Raw genomic sequence first — 19,022 nt, 5'->3', positions numbered from 1 at the left:
GGATACGCTGCGTGGGCGGCCGGGTGGGGTGAGGGCCGGTACCGCTTCCACGCACGCGGATCTAGTTCTAGCGACCCGCGTCAGCCGATCTGCTGTCCCCGCAGCGTCGCGCGTAGCGCGCTCGACAGCTGTTCGGCGGAATAGGGCTTGTTCAGCAACGGGAAGCCATGCTCGGCATCGTCGACCAGTACATGGCTGTATCCCGATGCGAGGATCACCGGCAGATGGGGCAAACGTGCGCGGATGGTATGCGCCAGCTCGACGCCGCCCATCCCGGGCATCACCACATCGGAAAAGACGATGTCGAACCCGCCGCCGTCGCGCCCCAGCTTGGCGAGCGCCGCATCGGCGTTGGTAACCCAATGCGGGTGGTAGCCGAGGTCCTCCAGGATCTGCGACGCGAAACCACCGACCTCGACGTTGTCCTCCACGACCAGCACGTGGCTGCCGTGACCGCGCGGAGCGACCGTCACGTTCACGCTTTTTGCCCCCTGCGCAGGTTCGGACACCTGCGGCAGGTATAAGGTGAAGGTGCTGCCCTGCCCCGGCGTGCTCTCGACCTCGACGTCGCCTCCGGACTGTTTGGCGAAGCCGAACACCTGGCTGAGGCCGAGCCCGGTCCCCTTCCCAACGCCCTTGGTGGTGAAGAAGGGCTCGAAGATCGCGGCCAGATGCTGGGGCGCGATCCCCTCGCCATGGTCGACGACGCTGACCGCGACGAACGGACCCGGCGATTCGGCGTGGCCACGGATCGCGGGAAGCGTGCGATGCGCGGTCACGCGCAGCGTGATCGTGCCGGTCCCGTCCATCGCGTCGCGGGCGTTCACCGCCATGTTGACGAGCGCCGTCTCGAACTGGCTGAGGTCGGCATCGATAAAACACGGCTGCTCGGGCAGTTGCAGCGCGATATCCACCCGTGCGCCGGTCAGCGTATCGAGCATGTCGACCACCTCGGACAGCTTGCAGCAGACGTCGAACGTTTCGGGCTTCAGCGTCTGACGCCGGGCAAAGGCGAGCAATTGCCGCGTCAGGCGGGCTGCGCGGTCGACGGTATCGGATACCGCATCGAGATACCGGCGGCGGCGGTCGTCGGGCAGGTCAGGACGGCGAAGCAGGTCGACCGACGATCGAATGATGGTCAGCAGATTGTTGAAATCGTGGGCGACGCCGCCTGTCAGCTGCCCGACCGCTTCCATCTTTTGCGACTGACGCATCGCATCCTCGACCTGCTCGCGTTCCGCGATCGCGGCGGCCACGCGCTGCTCGAGCATGGTGTTGAGCGCCTGCCTTTCCTCCTCGGCACGCTTGCGCTCGGTGATGTCGAGCGAAGACCCGACCAGACCGATCACCTCGCCCGCGGCATCGAACAGCGGCGCCTTGGTGGACAGCCAGACGGCGCGCGTGCCGTCGGGCAGGCTCACCTCCTCCTCGATCTGCTCGGCCTCCTGCGTCTCCATGATGCGGCGGTCGTTCGCCATCACCCGCAGCGCCTGATCGCGATCGCGCAGCACCTCCAGGTCGGTCCGGCCGATATATTCTTCGGGTGGCAGGCCGATCAGCGCCGTCGTGCCGGCATTGCCCAGGATCAGCCGACCCTGGCGATCCTTGGCGTAGACGACCCCGGGCACAGCCTCGATAAGCGAGGCGGCGAGCGAAAGCTGCGCGCGCGCGGCATCCGTGGACGCTCCAGCGTCGGCGCCGTGCCCCCACGGCTGACCCGATCGATCGTCTCCCATGCGGTCAGCATACGGTAATCCGGCGGGCGCACAACAGGCGGATCGCCGCCCGGTACGGAACCGGACGGCGACCATATGCGCCGCTCAACTAATTGAGCCAACACAATTTATATTAGCCTTTGGGCACTGCGGCAGGAGCCTGCGGCGGCACTGCCGGCACCGCGCCGGGCTGGCCACCGGGCATCGTGCCCGCGCCCGGCATCGGCGGCTGGCCGGCAGGTGCCGGCGGCGGGGGCGGCGGCGGTCCCGCCTCCCCCGGACCGCGGCCGCCATGCGGCGGGGGGCCGTCGGGGCGTGGTCCACCGGGACCGTCCGGACCGCCCGGATGCGGCCCATGCGGCGGGCGACCCGTCGCGTAGGTGCGCCCATCGGCGCCGATCAGATACATGGCGTGGATCGAACCGTCGCCATACCGTCCCTGCGCCGTGATCGTCTGGCCGATGGCGAGCGTGGGCCCGTCGCGGCCCGGCCCCGTGTCGACCAGCACGCGACCGCTGCCGTCGTCGAGCACCACGCGATTGCCGAACTGTTCGGCGATGCGGCCACGCACGGTCGCGATCGGGTCGCCCAGGATCGGCGCCTGCATCGTGGCGAGCGAACCGATGCGCACCGGCGGCGCCGCGGCCATCACCCGCTCTGGCGCCACCGCATGGGTGATCGCCGACCCGATCCCGCCGCCCGCGAGCAGCAAAGCGGCGCCGGCCATGGCGATACGCGCCTTGGGAGTAGCAAAAACCATTTTCAAACCTCCTCTTCGTCAGATGACATCCGGGGATTTACGCGCATCGGGTAGCGGCCAGACTGAACCGGATCGTTCAGTTTCGGTTTGGCTTTCTTGCCTAGACGGCGTTCCTGTCCGCATTCGGTCCATCGTGGCCGAGCCCGGGCGCGATCGGCGCGGCGGGTCAGGGAGACGAAGACGGTGCGCATCCTGCTGGTCGAGGACGACGAGGATCTGGGCAGCGAGATCGCCCGCGCGCTGCGGGCCGAGAATTTCGCCGTCGACCTCGCGCGGAACGGCGAGGACGGGCTGCACCTCGGCGACACCGAACGGTATGACGCCGCCGTCCTCGACCTCGGATTGCCGGTAATCGACGGACTGTCCGTGCTGGCGGCGTGGCGCAAGGCGGGACGCGACCTGCCCGTGCTGATCCTGACCGCGCGCGATGCCTGGTCGGAAAAGGTCGCGGGCTTCAAGGCCGGCGCCGACGACTATCTGACCAAGCCGTTCCGGATCGAGGAGGTGGTGATGCGGCTGCGCGCGCTCGTCCGGCGTGCGGCGGGCCATGCCGCCGCGCGGATCACATGTGGGCGGCTGGGCTATGATACGCAGGTCGGGCATTTCGATCTCGATGGCCTGCCGCTCAAGCTGACCGCGTTCGAATGGCGCGTCCTGTCCGCCCTGATGCTGCGCCGGGAAATGGTGGTCGATCGCGGCGAGTTGCTCGAACGGGTCTACGAATATGATGCGGAGGGCGACTCGAATTCGCTCGAGGTGATCGTCGCGCGGCTGCGTCGAAAGATCGGCGCGGACATGATCGAGACGGTACGCGGTCGCGGCTATCGCCTCACCGCGGGCGACGCGGTGGCGATGTGAGCCGACTGTCGCTCCACGCACGCCTGCTGCTTGTGGCCGGGGTCAGCGGTTTGGCCGCGCTCGCCTTCGCGGCGTTCGCGATCGGCGGCGTGCTGGAGCGCTTCGTCATGCAGGGGCTCGACGAACGACTGGACGCACAGGTGACCGTCCTCGCCCGTGCGATCGACGCGCAGGGGCGTCTGGATCCCGCGCGGGTCGTCGATCTGCCTGGCTTCTCTCGAACGGGATCCGGATGGGGATGGCGGGTACGGACCCCGGCGGGCGAATGGCGGCTTGGCGCGCGCATCGGCGACGTGGCGGACGCGGATCGCCCGCCTCCCCGTGATCGCCACCCGCCGCTGCCCGGTCCCCCGCCCCCTCCCGAGGCATCGCCCGTCGCGGCGCCCCCGCCGCCGGCGCCGATCATGCCCGGCGATGTCCGCGGGGCTGATGGCGAGCCGATCCACCTGCGGCGGCTGACCATGCCCGTCGCTGGCGGCACCGCAGAGGTGGTCGCCGCGGCCCCGCGCGCACTCGTACGCCGACCGATCCGGGCGGCGATCGGCACGCTGTCGGGCGCCCTCGCGCTGCTCGGCCTGGGTCTCGCGGCGGCGACCTGGGTACAGTTGCGCGTTGGGCTTCGCCCCATCCGCCGCCTGCAGGATGCGGTCGCCCGCGTCCGTGCGGGTGGCGACAACGCGCTGCCTCTCGATCAGCCGCGCGAGCTGGTGCCGCTGGCGGCGGAGATCAACGCCCTGATCGCTCAGAATGCGGCCGGGCTCGCCAATGCGCGGCACCACGTCGCCAATCTGGCCCATGGGTTGAAGACGCCATTGGCGACATTGGCGCTGCGTCTGGACCGCGAGCAGGCGTCCGCGGAGGCGCGCGGCCTCGTCGCGGAACTCGGCGAGCGCATCGCGCATCACCTGCGCCGCGCCCGCAGCGCCGCACCTTCCGCCGGGACACGCGCGCGGACCGAATTGGCCAGCGTGACCCGCGACGTCGCCGGCGCGCTGCGGCACATCCACGCCGAGCGGGAGATCGCAATCCGATCGACGATACCGGCACAAGCCGCCGTCGCGGTCGAGCGTCAGGACCTGGAGGAGATGCTGGGCAACCTCATCGACAATGCCTGTCGTCATGCTTCGGCGATCGTGGAGATCGTTGCCACGCCCGGCGACGCGAACTGGGCGATCGACATTGCCGATGACGGGCCAGGCCTCTCGCCGGCAGCGCGCGCGCAGGCGCTGCAGCCGGGCGTGCGGCTGGACGAGCGCCAGCCGGGCTATGGCTTCGGGCTCGCGATCGTCGCGGAACTGGCGGAACTCTATGGCGGCACGCTGACGCTCGACGCCGCAGACATGGGCGGATTGCGCGCGCGACTGACGCTGCCGCGCCTATCCTGAGGGTCCGATCCGGACGACGCGATCGGGCGGAACGCCGGCCCGCGTCAGCCGATCGCCCGGCGCGGGATCAGATCGCGACCACCAGAATGTGTGCGACGTCCGGCACCGGCCAGGCGATCATCCGCGCGGCGCCCGCCAGTGCCGCCTCGTCCACCCGCGAGCGATCGGCGACGCGCACGCGATAGCGCCCCGCATGCGCGGAGGCGGCCGCGACATTGGCCTGTCCGCCGAGGGCCGCGAGCAGCCCGTCAGGTAGCACCACCGGTGCCGCCGGTGCGACGTCGGGCGCGGCCGGCGGCACCGGATCGGCGTCGAGCGCCGCGCGCATGTCCATCGCGAGACCATCGGCGATACCACCGACGATCACCTGCACCGCCGTCGGCGACGGGCGCAGCACGCCCCGCGCCCCCAGCGCCTTCAGGCGCGGCTCGTCGATCGCCTGGGAGTCGGCGACGGTCAGCCGCAGCCGCGTCGTACAGGCATCGATAGCGCGCAGGTTGCTCGCGCCGCCCAGCGCGGCAACGAACGCGGCGGCCTTCGCATCGGCGGTCGCGGGCGCGGGCGTCGACGTCGCCGCTGGCTCCAGCGGCTCGCGTCCGGGCGTCTTCAGGTCGAACCGCACGATCGCCCATCGGAACAGGCCATAGTACAGCCCGGCGTAAAGCAGGCCGACCGGCAGTAGCAGCAGCGGTTTCGTCGCCTTGCCGAAGTTCAGGAGATAGTCGAACAGCCCGGCCGAAAAACCATAGCCCATCCGGACGCCCAGCGCGTTCATCAGCGCCTCCGCCGCCCCGGTCAGCAGCGCGTGGATCGCATAGAGCACGGGCGCGAGGAACATGAAGCTGAACTCGATCGGCTCGGTGACGCCGGTCAGGAACGAAGTCAGCGCTAGGCTGAGCAGCATGCCGCCGACCGCCTTGCGCCGCTCGGGCAGCGCGGTCCGGTACATCGCAAGGCAGGCGGCGGGCAGGCCGAACATCATGACCGGAAAGAACCCGCTCATGAAGCCGCCCGCGGTCGGATCGCCGGCGAAGAAGCGCGTCAGGTCGCCCGTCTTGCCGTGATAATCGCCGACGACGAAATAGGCGACGTTGTTCAGGATGTGGTGCAGCCCGGTGACGATGAGCAGCCGATTGAGCACGCCGAACGCGAACAGGCCCCAGCCACCGGCCGCGACGACGCCGCGGCTGAGGCCGTCCACGCCCGCGCTGATCGCGCCATAGCTCGGCCCCAGCAGACCGCCGATGACGAGACCCGCGATTCCCGCCAGGATCGGCACCAGCCGTCGCCCGCCGAAGAACGCGAGATAGTCGGGCAGCTTCACCGTCGCGAACCGATTGTAGAAGCCGCCGCCCACCAGTCCGGCGATGATGCCGATCGGCACCTGCAGCTTGTCGATCGCCGCCGCCTTCCACGCCGCGGTCAGCGTCGCGGAGAGCTTGTCCTCCAATCCCGCAGGCACGGCGCCCGGCGGCACAGCAAAGAACAATTGCGCGCAATTGCCGACGACGAGGTAGCAGACCACGCCCGCCATCGCCGCCGCGCCGTTGCCGTCACGCGCGAACCCCGTCGCGACGCCGACCGCGAAGAGCAGGCCGAGATGCGCGAAGATCGCATCGCCGGCGGCGCTGACGAACGCGATGTTCAGCATATCGGGCTGACCGACGCGCAGCAGCAGGCCGGCGACGGGTAGCACCGCGATCGGCAGCATCAGCGCGCGGCCGAGCGGCTGGAGGAACGCCATCGGGTTGAAACGTCCGCGCGACATCAGCGCATCTCCTCGGCAAAGGCACGCGCAAGCGCGCGGACGGCGGATGCGGACGGCGTATCGAGCGCGGTCCGCGCATGCGCCTCCGCCGCGCCGAGATCGAGACGGGCGATCAGCGCCTTGATCGCGGGCACGCGCGCCGGCGGCACCGACAGGGTGCGCACGCCAAGACCGACCAGGATCGGCGCGGCGAGAGGGTCCGCGGCCAGGCCGCCGCACACGCTCACCGGCGTCGCCGTGGTCGCGGCCCGTGCACATGTCTGGCCGATCAGCCGCAGCACCGCCGGATGCAGGCCGTCGATACCGCCAGCCAGCGCGGCATTGCCGCGATCCATCGCCAGCACATATTGGGTGAGGTCGTTGCTGCCGATCGAGAGGAAATCGGCGTGTGCGGCGATCAGGTCCGCGGTCGCGGCGGCGGCGGGCGTCTCGACCATCGCGCCGAGCTGGACCGGCGCGCCGCCGATCTCGTCATGCAGCCGGTCGAGCATCGCGCGCACCTGCGCCATCTCGTCGCCGCTCGCCACCATCGGCACCATGATCCGGCAGGCGGCGCGGTCTGGCACCGCGAGGATGGCGCGCAGCTGCGTCTCCAGCACCGCGGGCTGCGCCAGCCCGACGCGGATGCCGCGGACGCCCAACGCCGGATTCTCCTCCGCAGGAAGGTCGAGATAGGGCGCCGGCTTGTCGCCGCCGACGTCGAGCAGGCGGATCACCACCGGCTTGCCGGCGAGCGCGGCGACGACACCGGCATAGTCCGCGCTCTGTTCGTCAAGCGTCGGCGGCGTCTCGCGGTCGAGGAACAGGAATTCGGTGCGCAACAGGCCGCAGCCTTCCGCGCCCGCCGCCGCGGCGGCCCGCGCGTCCTCGACGGACCCGAGATTGGCGAAGACGGACACGGCCGTGCCGTCGCGCGTCCTCGCCGGCCGATCACCCGCCGCGCGCGCGGCCGCTTCCGCCGCCGCCCGTTCGGCGATCGTCGTCGTCGCGGCCGCGAGGCGATCCGTCGTCGGCGCGGCAACGAGCGTACCGGCATCGCCATCAAGGATCACGGTCGCGCCGTCCGCCGCGCCGTCGATCGCGGCACCGAGCGCTACGACCATCGGGACGCCCAGTCCGGCAGCGAGGATGGCGACATGCGACGTCGGGCCGCCGCCGGCCAGTGCGATCCCCGCCAGTCGCCGCGCGTCCAGTGCCGCGAGCTGTGATGGCAGGAGGTCGTGCGCCACCAGGATCGCGCGTTGTGGGAGGACCGGGGCCTCTGCCGTCGTGCCCAGCAGGGCATGGACGACGCGCAGCGCGACATCACGGATATCGTCGGCGCGTTCCGCGACGCGGGCGTTGCTCGACGCGCGCAGCCGCGCGCCCTGATCGGCCGCGGCGGCAAGGATCGCCGCGGCAGCGGACGCGCCCGCGTCGATCGCCCGTCGAGCGGCGGCGATCAGGTCGGGATCGTCGAGGATCGCGCGATGCGCCGCCATCACCGACGCAAGCTGCGCACCATGACCGCCCGCGTCGAGCGCGGCGCCGACCGCGCCGATCGCAGTGGTCAGCCTCGCCTGCTCGGCCACCGGATCGTCGCAGGTCGCGGCTATGTCGGGCACCACCGGGCGCAGCCAGCACGCGGTGCCGATCGCCAGACCGGGTGCCGCTGCGACGCCGACCGCGGCGTCGGGATCGACCGCCGCAGGGATCGTCGGCGCAGAATGCGAGCGCGCGATCGGCGTAGCGTCGACCTCCGCGGTCAGCAGCGGCACGATCGCGGCAATCGCCGCCGTGGCCCCCGCGCCCCGCGCTTCGATCGTCACCGCGTCGCCGTGCGCGAGACCGAGCGACAGCAGCGATACGGGACTCGTCGCCGCGCCCTGGCGATCGCCACTGACCAGCGTCACCGCTGCGCCCGTTTCTCGCGCCGCCGCAACGATCCGCGCGGCCGGACGCGCATGCAGTCCGTGCGGCAGCCCGACGGTCATGGCGTGACGCAGCGTCTCGCCGGTCTGTGCGGTCGCTTTCGCACCGGCTTCTCCCATCGTCACGTAATACAGCGGGTCGCCGACGGCGATCGGCCCCTCATCGGCGCGCGCGGAAATGGTCGCGCCTTCAGGCTCGACAACCAGGATCGGCGTCGCTGCCGCGGTCGCTCCCTGGACGACCGCGTCGAGATCGAAGCGCAGCAAGGGATCGCCAGCCCGCACGGTCTCGCCCGCCGCGACGCAGGCGGAAAACGGCACGCCGGCCAGCGTCACCGTATCGATCCCGACATGTACCAGCAGCCGAAGGCCTTCCCCCGCATCCAGCGTGACGGCATGACCCGCCGCGTGGATTGACACGACGCGTGCGTCGCAGGGCGCGTAGAGCGTGTCGCCGACTGGGTCGATCGCCATGCCATCGCCCATCATGCCACTCGCAAACACCGGATCGGGCACCGTCGCGAGCGGCATCGCCCAGCCTTGCAGCGGCGCCACCAGTTTCACCTCAACCATCTGCACGTCCCCGACCCATTCGACTATCGTATCCTAAGCAGGCCGGCTGACAATACCTATTAAAGACCATTTTGTTACGATCGTACGGCGCGGTCATGAGACGGATCGGTCCGCCGAGCGACGTGATCGCCCCCCCCCCCGGTAGCGGGTACGCGGAAAACCGACAGGAATGGCGCCACAGGCTGGCCGCTCGTTCCGGGAAGAGGGTTTGGCGTGCGATCGAGCAAGACGAATGGCCTGGCACACGCCGACCAGACTAGGGCACGTCGCGACGAGAGCGCGATGTCGTTGCCTGTGAAGCCTACAGCCGTGGCAGTCCGACGATCGTCAGGGCGCGACCGTCGCGGAACCGCCGACACCGGACACCGCCCCCGCCTTCGATTGCACGATCAGCACGACGGTCCGCTCGCCCTGCCCCGCCGGAACAGGCGCCGTCAGCGGCGCGGGGCGCGGATCCGCCTTGCGCGCGACCTGCCTTCCGTCGATCCACACTTCCGCTTTTCCCGACACGTTGTCCAGCGTCAGCATGCCGCCATCCCGCGCGACGCGGCGCGGCGGCGTCAACTTGGCGCGATACAGCCGCCAGGCAGGGCTCGCGTCCGGCGGCGTCACGACGCCACTGCGCTGGAAGGCCCAGCTGTTGTTGTCGCCATCCGCCGGCGCGAAGGCAGGATCGGGTTTCGCGGCAAGCGGCGGAGAGACGCGCCAGCCCTCGATACGCGTTGCGGACGCCAGCGGCGGCACCTGCGCCGGTGTTGCCACCGCGAGCCGGTCGACGCGAACGCTTGCCGACCGCAATGCCGGCGCAGTCGCCCGCAGCGTCAGGGGGCCGCGCCCGCCCTCGGCCTGCACGATCACCTGCGCCAGGCCGTTGAACAACGACCTTACGTCGCCCTTTTCCGGTTCGTGGCTGTTGGGATCGCCATTGCCCAGCCCGATGATCGTCCCGCCTTCGACCGCGAAGCGCACGGGGAGATTGGCGGTGGGCACGTGGCGCCCGGCGGCGTCGACCGCATCGACGGTGAAAGGCTGCACGTCGACGCCATCGCCCGCCATCACTCGCCGCGCCGGCGTCAACCGCAGCGCGACCGGCGCGCCGACGGTGGCATGCGCCGCACGCGCGACGAGGCGGCCGCCGTTGTAGCCCAGCGCTTCCAGCGTCCCCGGTGCATAGGGGACGGTGAAGCTGTTGCCCATGATTCGATCGCCCTTACCCTCCCCGACCACGCGGCCGTCGAGCTTGAGCACGACCCGCTCCGTGTTGGAGAGCACCAGCACGTCGATCGACTGCCCCTCGCGGCCCGGCCAGGTCCAGTGCGGCGCGAGGCCGATCACCGGCGCATCGTCGACCCATTGCGCGCGATGGATGTCATAGGCCGTCTTGGGAAACCCACATAGGTCGAGGATGCCGAAGAAGCTGGCGATCGTCGGCCAGGCATAGGGTGTCGGCTCGCCATGATAGTCGAATCCGGTCCACACGAACCCGCCCGCGACGAACGGCCGCTCCGCGATCCGCCGCCAGGTTTCACGGTGCGTCCCGCCCCATGACGCGGCCTCCGTGTCCATCGACGTGATGACATGCGCTGCCGGATCGTTGGCATAGGCGCCACGCGTCATGAACGCGCTCGTATCCTCGGAACTGGTCGTCGGCTTGCGCGGGTTGAGCACGTGGAATCGATCATAGTCGGACTGGTAATAGTTGAAGCCCATCACCTCGACGACGGTGGACACGTTGACCGGCTCGAAGAAGGACCCGTTCATCGCCGCGGTGACCGGGCGACTGCCGTCCAGCCGGTGGACCGCCGCGGCCATGCGGCGGACCATCTCGACGCCCGCGGGCGTACCCTGCATCGGCTCCTCGTTGAACACCGACCACAGGATGACGCTGGGATGATTGCGGTCGCGCCGCACCATCCATTCCAGCTGCGCCATATAGTCGGGCGCCGGATCGAAATTGCGGTTCTCGTCCATGACGACGAACCCCATGCGGTCGGTCAGATGCAGGAAGGCCGACGAAGGCGCATTGTGCGAACAGCGGATGGCGTTGCAGCCCATGTCCTTCAGCCGCGACAGCCGCCAGGCGAGCAGCGCGTCCGGCACCGCCACGCCAACCCCGGCATGATCATGATGCAGGCACACGCCCTTCATCTTGACCGGACGTTCGTTGACGAACAGGCCGCGATCGGCGTCGAAGCGGATCGTGCGGAAGCCGATCGGGATGCGGCGCATATCCAGCGCCGCGCCGTCGCGCTCCAGCGTCACCTCGACCGCGTAGAGCACGGGCGTCTCGATCGACCAGAGCCGCGGCGCCGGAACCGCGAGGTCCATCGTCAGATCGGCGGTGTCGAGCGTCGGCACCGCGACGGGCTGCGACCGCGCCTCCGCCACCACCCGGCCGTCCGGGTCGAGCAGGCGCGCGCGCGTGGTGACGGTCGCCGTCGCCGCCTCGACCGTGCGCGCGGTCACCGTGACGGGTACGTGCCACCCCGAATCGCCCCTGCGCGGATCACAATGCACGCCGTCGGTGACGATCGACACCGGTGCCCGCCGGGCCAGCCAGGCGTGGCGGTATAGGCCCGCGCCTTCATACCACCAACCTTCCATCGCCTCCGCATCGACACGGATCGCGACGACGTTGGGCTCGTCGCCGAACCGCGCGAACGGCGTGATGTCGATGTAGACGCTGTTGTAGCCCGACCAATTGTGCGCGGCGACGCTGCCGTTGACCCAGATCGTCGCATGGGTCGCGATCGCGTCGAACTGCAGTTCCAAGTACTTACCGCGATCGGCGGGATCGAGGCGGAAGGTGCGCCGATACCAGCCGATGCCGCGCGGCCGATAGCCCTGGCTGACATTGGCGCTCTCGACGAAGGGCTGGAAACTCGCCCAGTCGTGCGGCAGCGTCACCGCCTGCCAGTCGCTGTCGTCATAGGTCATCGCCGCCGCGCCGACCGCATGACCGGCCTTGGCGCGCAGATAGGTCTGCTCGTGGTCGGTGGCGGGCGGCACCGGAATATCGCCCGCATGGAACAGCCATCCCTGGTCGAAGCCGATCCGGGACGGGTCCGTGACGGGCAGCGGCGCGAGCAGCGCATCGCCGACGGGCGGCATCGGCAGCGCCCCCGCCTCGCCGCCGCCCGGTGCAGGCGCGGCGATCAGGCGACCGGCGGACAGGGTCAGCGACAGACCGACGCCGGTGGATCCCATCAACACCCGGCGCCGGTCGATCGTCATGCGGCGTGCCCGCCGATCACCGTCGCGACCGGCGCCATCGCGGTCGACAACTGCACCCAGTCCGCCCGCCGGCCGGCGGCGAGCGCCCCTCTTTCGTGATCCAGGCCCAGGAAGGCGGCGGGATTGGCAGAAGCCAGACGCGCCACCGTCGCCGGATCCAGCTCCAGCATCGCCATCGCATTCGCCACCGCCTGTGCCATGTCGAGGTCCGATCCAGCGAGCGTCCCGTCCTCGTACGAACAGATGCCATCGGCGACACGGATCGTGCGGCCCTGCAGCACGAAATCCTTGTCGGTCGCACCCACCGACGACATGGCGTCGGTGACCAGCATCATCCGCTCCGTACCGCGCGCGCGCAATGCGATGCGCAGCACCGCCGGCGCGACATGGACGCCGTCGACGATCAACCCGCACCAGGGCCGCGGGTCGTCGAGTGCCGCGCCGACCAGCCCTGGCGTGCGCTGCACCATCGGCGGCATCGCATTGTACAGATGCGTCACGCCCGTCAGTCCGGCATCGAACGCCGCGAGCATCGTCTCGTACGGCGCCTCGCTATGCCCGGCGCTGACCCGCACCCCTGCCCTGGCGAGCGTCGCGATCTGATCCATCTCCGCCAGTTCCGGCGCGAGCGTCACCACCACGCGTCCGCGACGCGGCCTGGTCAGCAACGCGACGATCGCATCGTCCAGCAGGCGGAATCGCGCCGCATCGTGGATGCCCTTGCGCGCGACGTTGAGGAACGGCCCCTCGATGTGGACGCCGACCACGCCGGGCACGCCGGCCTCGATCGCGTCGTCCACCGCATCGAGCGCCAGTGCGATTCGGTCGGGGGTGTCGCTGATCAGCGTCGGGAGAAAGGCGGTGGTGCCGTAGCGCGCGTGCGCCGCGCCGATCGCGGCAATGCCATCGACGCTCGTCTCGTCGTTGAACAGCACGCCGCCGCCACCGTTCACCTGCGTGTCGATGAAGCCGGGCATCAACCAGCCACCCTCGAGGTCGACGGCGTCGGCGGCATCCGCGGCGAGCGGACGGATGCTGGCGATCCGGTCGCCCGTCACCGCGATCTCGACACCTGGCCAGCAGGCATCGCCGACCACGACCTGGCCGTTGGCGTAACGATGAAGCAGGGTCATAGCGTCCGGGTGACCTTGGCGAGATGCGGCGGCTGATCGGGGTCGAGCCCCCGCCGCCGCGAAAGCTGCTCCACCAGGCCATAGAAGCTGGCGAGCATCAGGATCGGTTCGATCGCGGGATGCGCGGCGGCCGCCGGCAAGGCCCCGGTCAACTCGCCCGCATGTGCCGCCAGCACCACAGCGTCGCGTTCCGCGAAGGCGCGGGCCACGCTCATAACGTCGTCGCCCGCCGCATCGGACGTGGCGAGCGCGAGCACGGGAAAGCCTTCTCCGACGATCGCCATCGGACCGTGGCGGACTTCCGCCGCGCTGAACGGCTCCGCCTGCAGCTGACAGGTCTCCTTCAGCTTCAACGCGCATTCCTGGGCGATGCCGAAGCCATAACCACGGCCGATGACGAACATCTGGCGCGCGTTGGCCAGCGGCGCGACCGCCGCGCCCCAATCGCGCGCCACAGCGTCGTCAAGCGCCTGCGGCAGCGTCGCGACCGCGGCGGACAGCGCGGCATCCTGCGACCAGGCGGCGACCAGTGCGGCGAGCGCGGCCATCGCCGCGATGCAGGACTTGGTCGCCGCCACCGACCGCTCGGGACCGGCGCACAGCGCCAGCAGCGTGTCCGCGCCGGTGGCGAGGGGCGATTGCTCGTCATTGACCAGCGCCACGACCTGCGCGCCGCCACGGCGATGCGCATCCACCGTGGCGAGCAGGTCGGGACTCCGGCCGGACTGCGATATGGCGAGGCACAGCGCGCGACGCGTCGTTACCGGCGCGTCGAAGAGCGACACCACAGACGGCGCGGCGGAGGCGACCGGCACGCCGACCATCGTCTCGATCAAATATTTGCCGTAGGTCGCCGCATGGTCCGACGAGCCGCGCGCACAGGTGACGACCACGTCGGGCGCCGCGTTACGGAGCCGGGCGCCGAGCGCGGCAAGCCCCTCGCCGTTGCGCGCGAGCAACCGCGCGACGGCGGCGCCCGCCTCATGGGTCTCCGCGCGCATCAGCGTCGTCGCGGTGGCAGTGGTCACGTCGGGTCCCCCAGGTCGTGCAGGTCAGGCGTCGGCGAGTTCGGCCACGAAGTCGTAGCTGTCGCCGCGATAATAGGATCGTGTGAATTCGACCGCGCGGCCGTCGCGCAGAAAGCCGCGCCGCTCGATCAGCAGTCCGGGCGACCCAGGATCGACACCGAGCATGCGGGCGTGGTCGCCGCCGAACGGCACCGCGCGCAGGCGCTGCAACGCCCGCACCGGTCGATGTCCGGCGGCGGTCAGCGCCTCATACAGCGATGCATCGACCGCATCGACGCCCGGCAGGCAGAAGCCCGCGATCGTCGACAGCTCCAGCGCCATCGGCACCTCGTCGGCGAAGCGCAGCCGCTGGAACCGCATCACCGGCTCGCCCGGCGACAGCGCCAGCGCCATCGATTCCTCCGGACTGACGATGCCGCTGCTGCGCGAGATCCAGGCACTGCTCGGCACGCGACCGCGTGCGATCATGTCCTCCGTGAAGGAGGACAATTTGGAGAAATTCTTTTCGACGCGCCCGGCGACGAACGTGCCGGCGCCGCGTCGGCGGGTCAGCAGGCCCTCTTCGACCAGCCCCTCGATCGCCTTACGCACGGTGATGCGCGACACGCCATATTCCGTCGCGAGGTCGCGCTCGGCGGGGATCGCCTCGCCACGCGCGATCAGTTCGCCCGCGATGGCATCCCGAATAAGCTGTTGCAGTTGCAGGTAGAGCGGCGACGGATTGTCCGTGCGAAACGTCCCGATCTTGCTGATGAAGGTCATTGGCGGCTCCTTGCCCGCGCATGTGCGGTGACAGGACTGGGAAGTAACGCACGCGGGATCGCGGCCCGCATTACATTTGTCCTAGATTGGATATGTCGTCAATCGCAGCGCGCAATTCGGCGACGACGTCGGATGACGTCACGCGGGGCCGTGCGCCGAATGCGAGACGCAGCGCCGCCGGATCGTCGGCACGGTCCGCCGTGCTGGCGGAGGCATGAACATCGCGAACCCCCGTTGCCGCGATGAGCGCCGCGACACCGTCGGGTCGCACGCCGGCACCGGCGACGATCCTTATCCGTCCCCCTGCCTGCCGCGCCATCGCCCCGATCGTGGCCGACCCTTCAACGGCGGTTATGGCGCCGCCCGATGTTAAGATTCGGTCGAACCCCAGCGCGATCGCCTGATCGACGGCAGACACCGGGTCGTCGAGAAGGTCGACGGCGCGATGCAGCGTGAGGCCCGGCGGCGCGAACGGCCGTGCAAGGCCGGCCGCCCATGTCCCCAACGCCTCGCAATCCAGCGCCCCGCAACGCGCCGCGCCGAACACCAGCCCCTCCACGCCCTGCGCGAGCAAGGCCGCGGCCTCCGTCTGCGCCAGCGCGAGCATGTCCGCATCATAAGCGAAATCGCCCGCGCGCGGGCGCACCATCGCCCGCACGGGTACGCCAGCCGCGCTCGCCACCGGCATTACGGCGGCCACAAGGCCCTGCGACGGTGTCAGGCCGCCGAGCGCGAGTGCCGAGCACAGTTCGAGACGATCCGCCCCGCCCGCGATCGCCGCCCGCGCGCCGTCGACCGATTCGACGCAGACTTCGAGCTCGATCCTGGTCCCTGTTCCTTCGCGTATCACGTCTGCCCCTTCCCCACCGCGTCGTGTCCGCGCCGCCTTATCAAACCGCGCCCGCGGGCGCAGCGACCTGTTCGTTTGTAAGGCCAATGTAGCCGCTGAAACAATAATGCAATTTTTCTGGTAGCATTCTGGACTTCAATTGGTATATGGCCGTATACGGTTAAGGGCCGAAACGATCCTATAAGCAGGGGTCGGCGGCTCGCATCCGCCGGCCCGGTCCGGCTGCAGCAACGACGATCCACGCCGATCGGGTCTGGATCGTTTTAGAGGGGGGAATTTTGATTATGCGCCTGCGCCACGTGATTCTCGTGACCACCGCACTCGCCGGCGTCGCCGGTTCCGCTCACGCCCAGACTCAGGCCAACCCGCCCGCTTCGACGCAGGAGGAGGGTGCCGTCGGGCAAGACAACGACATCGTGGTGCGCGGCATCCGCAAGAGTCTGCAGGATGCCATCGACACGAAGCGATCGACCAATGCGATCACGGACGTCATCAGCGCCGAGGATGTCGGCAAATTCCCTGATACGAACGTCGCCGAGTCGCTTTCGCACCTTCCGGGCGTCACCGTCGATCATCAGTTCGGCGAAGGCGAACAGGTTTCGATCGCTGGCGTGGAACCCGCTCTCAACCGTATTCTGATCGACGGCCACTCGATTGCATCGGCCGATTGGGGCGGCAACCCGGGCGATCGCTCCAGCCGCACCTTCAACTACTCGCTGCTGTCGCCCGAGATCATCAGCCAAGCCGTCGTCTACAAAACGCCCGAAGCCCGTATCCAGGAGGGCGCGATCGGCGGAACGGTCGACATCGTGACACGCAAGCCGCTCGACCTCAAGCCGAACACGCTGACCGCGACCGGCGGCTATGAATATAACGACCGCTCGAATAAGGGCAATTTCCGCGGTTCGGCGCTGTACAGCTGGCACAATGCTAGCGACACGTTCGCAATCCTGGGGTCTGTCAATTACGACAAGGAAAACCTCGCCCGTGCGGGCGTGGCGGTGTACGGCTATCTGACGGGCAGCCAGTTCACCACGACGAACGCCGCTGGTCAGACCGTGCTGCAAAACCCGAATGCGAAGATTACCGGTGGATCGATCGCCGATCTGCAGACCGCACGTTTGCCCGCTTTCCTTGCTCACGAATATTTCCAGCAGACGCGCGAGCGCCTTGGCTTCACCGGCACGATGCAATTCAAGCCAACGGACAATTTCACGCTGACGGCCAACGCCATCTACATCAAGGGCAACTACGACAATTTCAGCAACTCGGAATATAGCTACAACGTCCGTGGCTCGCAGCTGACAGCGGCGACGATCAGCAATGGCTTGATAACCTCGGCGACGTTCGCGGCACAGCCGAGCACCAGCAAGACCTGGATGGGCGAACTCGATACCAATTTCCGGCGCACGCGCATCTCCAACCAGAGCTACACCGCGCTGTTCGACTGGGATCTCGACGACGGCTGGAAGATCACCGGCAACGGCGGCTACACCCGGGCAACCGGTGGCAAGGATCCGGAATATCTGCTGAACTTCCGCACGCGCCAGGGCTTCACCGTGGGCGCCAACGGCCGCAACACTATGTTGAACTGGGATTATCCCGCCAGCGACGGAACCCAGTGGATCAGTACCTCGCCCGCCGAATCGAGTCTCCAAACCGAACCGGCCGTACTCGCGAAGACGGGCGGCGCCGGCTTCTTCGGTGCGCAGATCGGCGGTATCACGCAGGCGGAGAATACCGTCGACCAAGAGAAGTTCGGCCAGGTCGATTTCTCCCGCGACCTCGAGGGCTTCTTCAAGAAGCTGTATTTCGGTGTCCGCGCCAACGTGCACAACAACCAGCAGACGACCTACGGCGGCGCCACCTTCACCAACAATTTCTTCACGCTGGCCGACCTCGGCTCCTACGTCCTCGACAGCAAGGTCTATGACGGCCTTTCGACGTCGGGCAACGCGACGCCCTATGCGACGCTGACACAGGCCAATGCGATCAAGGCGCTGAACGCTCCCGGAACGCTCAACGTGACGCGCTCACTCGACACAGGGTCTTTCTTCAAGGTCGAAGAGCGCATCGGCACCGGCTACGTCCAGCTCGACTATGCCACGGGGAAGTTCCGCGGCAACATCGGCGGCCGTTTCGTTCGCACCCGTGACATCTCGTCCTATTATCTTTCCTCCGGCGGCCAGACGACGCTCGTCACGGCGCCGCGTACGGACGACCGGTTCCTGCCCTCGTTCAATATCGCCTATGACGCCGCCTCGACGGTGGTACTGCGCGCTGCGGCGGCGAAGGTGATCGCCCGTCCGCGGTACAGCGACCTTGCGGGCTCTCTGTCGCTCGACGATACGCAGCGCACCGGAAGCGGCGGCAACCCGGATTTGAAGCCGTATGCGGCAACCAATTTCGGCCTGTCCGCCGAATGGTATTTCGCACCTGCAAGCTACTTCTCCGGCGAGGTCTTCTACCGCGACATCACCAACTATATCGGCAACCAGACGGTCGAGCAGCAAATCACCAACCAGCTGACCGGCAACACCTACACGTACAGCGTCTCGCGACCGATAAACGGCGGCAAAGCTTCCGTTACCGGCTTCTCGCTTACTGCACAGGCCAATCTGATCTGGGGCTTCGGCATCCAGTCGAACTACACATTCGCCAGCGGCGATACCGGCGTCGCCGGTCAGGGCCTGCCCTATCTGTCGCGCAACACCTACAATATCGTGCCTTACTTCGAATCCGGTCCTTTCCAGGCGCGCTTGAGCTATAATTATCGCTCCAAGTATTTCTACGGCTTCGGTCGCCTCCAGTCGTCGAATTATACGGACTCGTATCGCCAGCTCGACTTTTCGGCATCGTACAACATCAACGAGCATTTCCGTATTACGGCGAATGCCTCGAATTTGCTCGACGAAACCTATTACCAGTACAGCAGCACGCCGCAGGCGCCAACGGCGCTCTACAAGAATGGGCGCGTCTTCTCGCTTACGGGAACCGCGCGCTTCTGACACCTCATCCCCGGGAGGCGGGGCTTGCACCCGCCCCT

At 68.7% G+C, this 19,022-nt stretch carries 12 protein-coding genes; 3 read left to right on the top strand and 9 right to left on the bottom strand.

What is annotated here, in order from left to right:
* Positions 1–80: 80 nt before the first annotated feature.
* On the bottom strand, positions 81–1,736 hold the full coding sequence (locus tag RF701_RS13925) for a PAS domain-containing protein (protein ID WP_308815302.1): 1,656 nt from the start codon (positions 1,734–1,736) through the stop codon (positions 81–83).
* A gap of 112 nt (positions 1,737–1,848) precedes the next feature.
* Complete coding sequence (locus RF701_RS13920) at positions 1,849–2,475, bottom strand: hypothetical protein (protein ID WP_308815301.1); 627 nt, start codon at positions 2,473–2,475, stop codon at positions 1,849–1,851.
* Positions 2,476–2,658: 183 nt separating this feature from the next.
* Here RF701_RS13920 and RF701_RS13915 point away from each other — a divergent pair, with 183 nt between their 5' ends.
* A complete protein-coding gene (locus tag RF701_RS13915) occupies positions 2,659–3,333 on the top strand; it encodes a response regulator transcription factor (protein WP_308815300.1) in 675 nt (224 codons plus the stop codon).
* Entirely contained in the window at positions 3,330–4,718 is a 1,389-nt protein-coding gene (locus tag RF701_RS13910; protein WP_308815299.1) for a HAMP domain-containing sensor histidine kinase, read from the top strand. The genes RF701_RS13915 and RF701_RS13910 overlap by 4 nt, the downstream gene beginning before the upstream one ends.
* Before the next feature lie 67 nt (positions 4,719–4,785).
* On the opposite strand, the gene nagE is transcribed toward RF701_RS13910, so the two are convergent.
* From nagE to RF701_RS13875, 7 genes are all read right to left on the bottom strand, one after another.
* Positions 4,786–6,486: an N-acetylglucosamine-specific PTS transporter subunit IIBC gene (gene nagE / locus RF701_RS13905; protein WP_308815298.1), complete on the bottom strand. Its 1,701-nt coding sequence runs from the start codon at positions 6,484–6,486 to the stop codon at positions 4,786–4,788.
* Positions 6,486–8,969, bottom strand: coding sequence for a phosphoenolpyruvate--protein phosphotransferase (gene ptsP, locus RF701_RS13900; protein WP_308815681.1), 2,484 nt, complete (start codon positions 8,967–8,969; stop codon positions 6,486–6,488). Before ptsP ends, nagE begins: the two co-directional genes overlap by 1 nt.
* A 327-nt stretch (positions 8,970–9,296) precedes the next feature.
* On the bottom strand, positions 9,297–12,203 hold the full coding sequence (gene galA / locus RF701_RS13895) for a beta-galactosidase GalA (RefSeq protein ID WP_308815297.1): 2,907 nt from the start codon (positions 12,201–12,203) through the stop codon (positions 9,297–9,299).
* Positions 12,200–13,336, bottom strand: coding sequence for an N-acetylglucosamine-6-phosphate deacetylase (gene nagA, locus RF701_RS13890; protein WP_308815296.1), 1,137 nt, complete (start codon positions 13,334–13,336; stop codon positions 12,200–12,202). The genes galA and nagA overlap by 4 nt, the downstream gene beginning before the upstream one ends.
* On the bottom strand, positions 13,333–14,337 hold the full coding sequence (locus RF701_RS13885; protein ID WP_308815680.1) for an SIS domain-containing protein: 1,005 nt from the start codon (positions 14,335–14,337) through the stop codon (positions 13,333–13,335). Before RF701_RS13885 ends, nagA begins: the two co-directional genes overlap by 4 nt.
* A gap of 51 nt (positions 14,338–14,388) precedes the next feature.
* Complete coding sequence (locus tag RF701_RS13880) at positions 14,389–15,126, bottom strand: GntR family transcriptional regulator (protein ID WP_203308594.1); 738 nt, start codon at positions 15,124–15,126, stop codon at positions 14,389–14,391.
* Positions 15,127–15,196: 70 nt separating this feature from the next.
* Complete coding sequence (locus tag RF701_RS13875; protein ID WP_308815295.1) at positions 15,197–15,976, bottom strand: copper homeostasis protein CutC; 780 nt, start codon at positions 15,974–15,976, stop codon at positions 15,197–15,199.
* A gap of 284 nt (positions 15,977–16,260) precedes the next feature.
* Here RF701_RS13875 and RF701_RS13870 point away from each other — a divergent pair, with 284 nt between their 5' ends.
* Positions 16,261–18,984, top strand: a complete 2,724-nt coding sequence (locus RF701_RS13870) for a TonB-dependent receptor (RefSeq protein ID WP_308815294.1) — start codon at positions 16,261–16,263, stop codon at positions 18,982–18,984.
* Positions 18,985–19,022 lie beyond the last annotated feature (38 nt).

The sequence above is a fragment of the Sphingomonas sp. GV3 genome, assembly GCF_031082075.1.
Taxonomy (GTDB): Bacteria; Pseudomonadota; Alphaproteobacteria; order Sphingomonadales; family Sphingomonadaceae; genus Sphingomonas; species Sphingomonas beigongshangi.
Note: the sequence above shows the minus strand (reverse complement) of the source record. Positions and strands in the feature narration are given on the sequence as shown.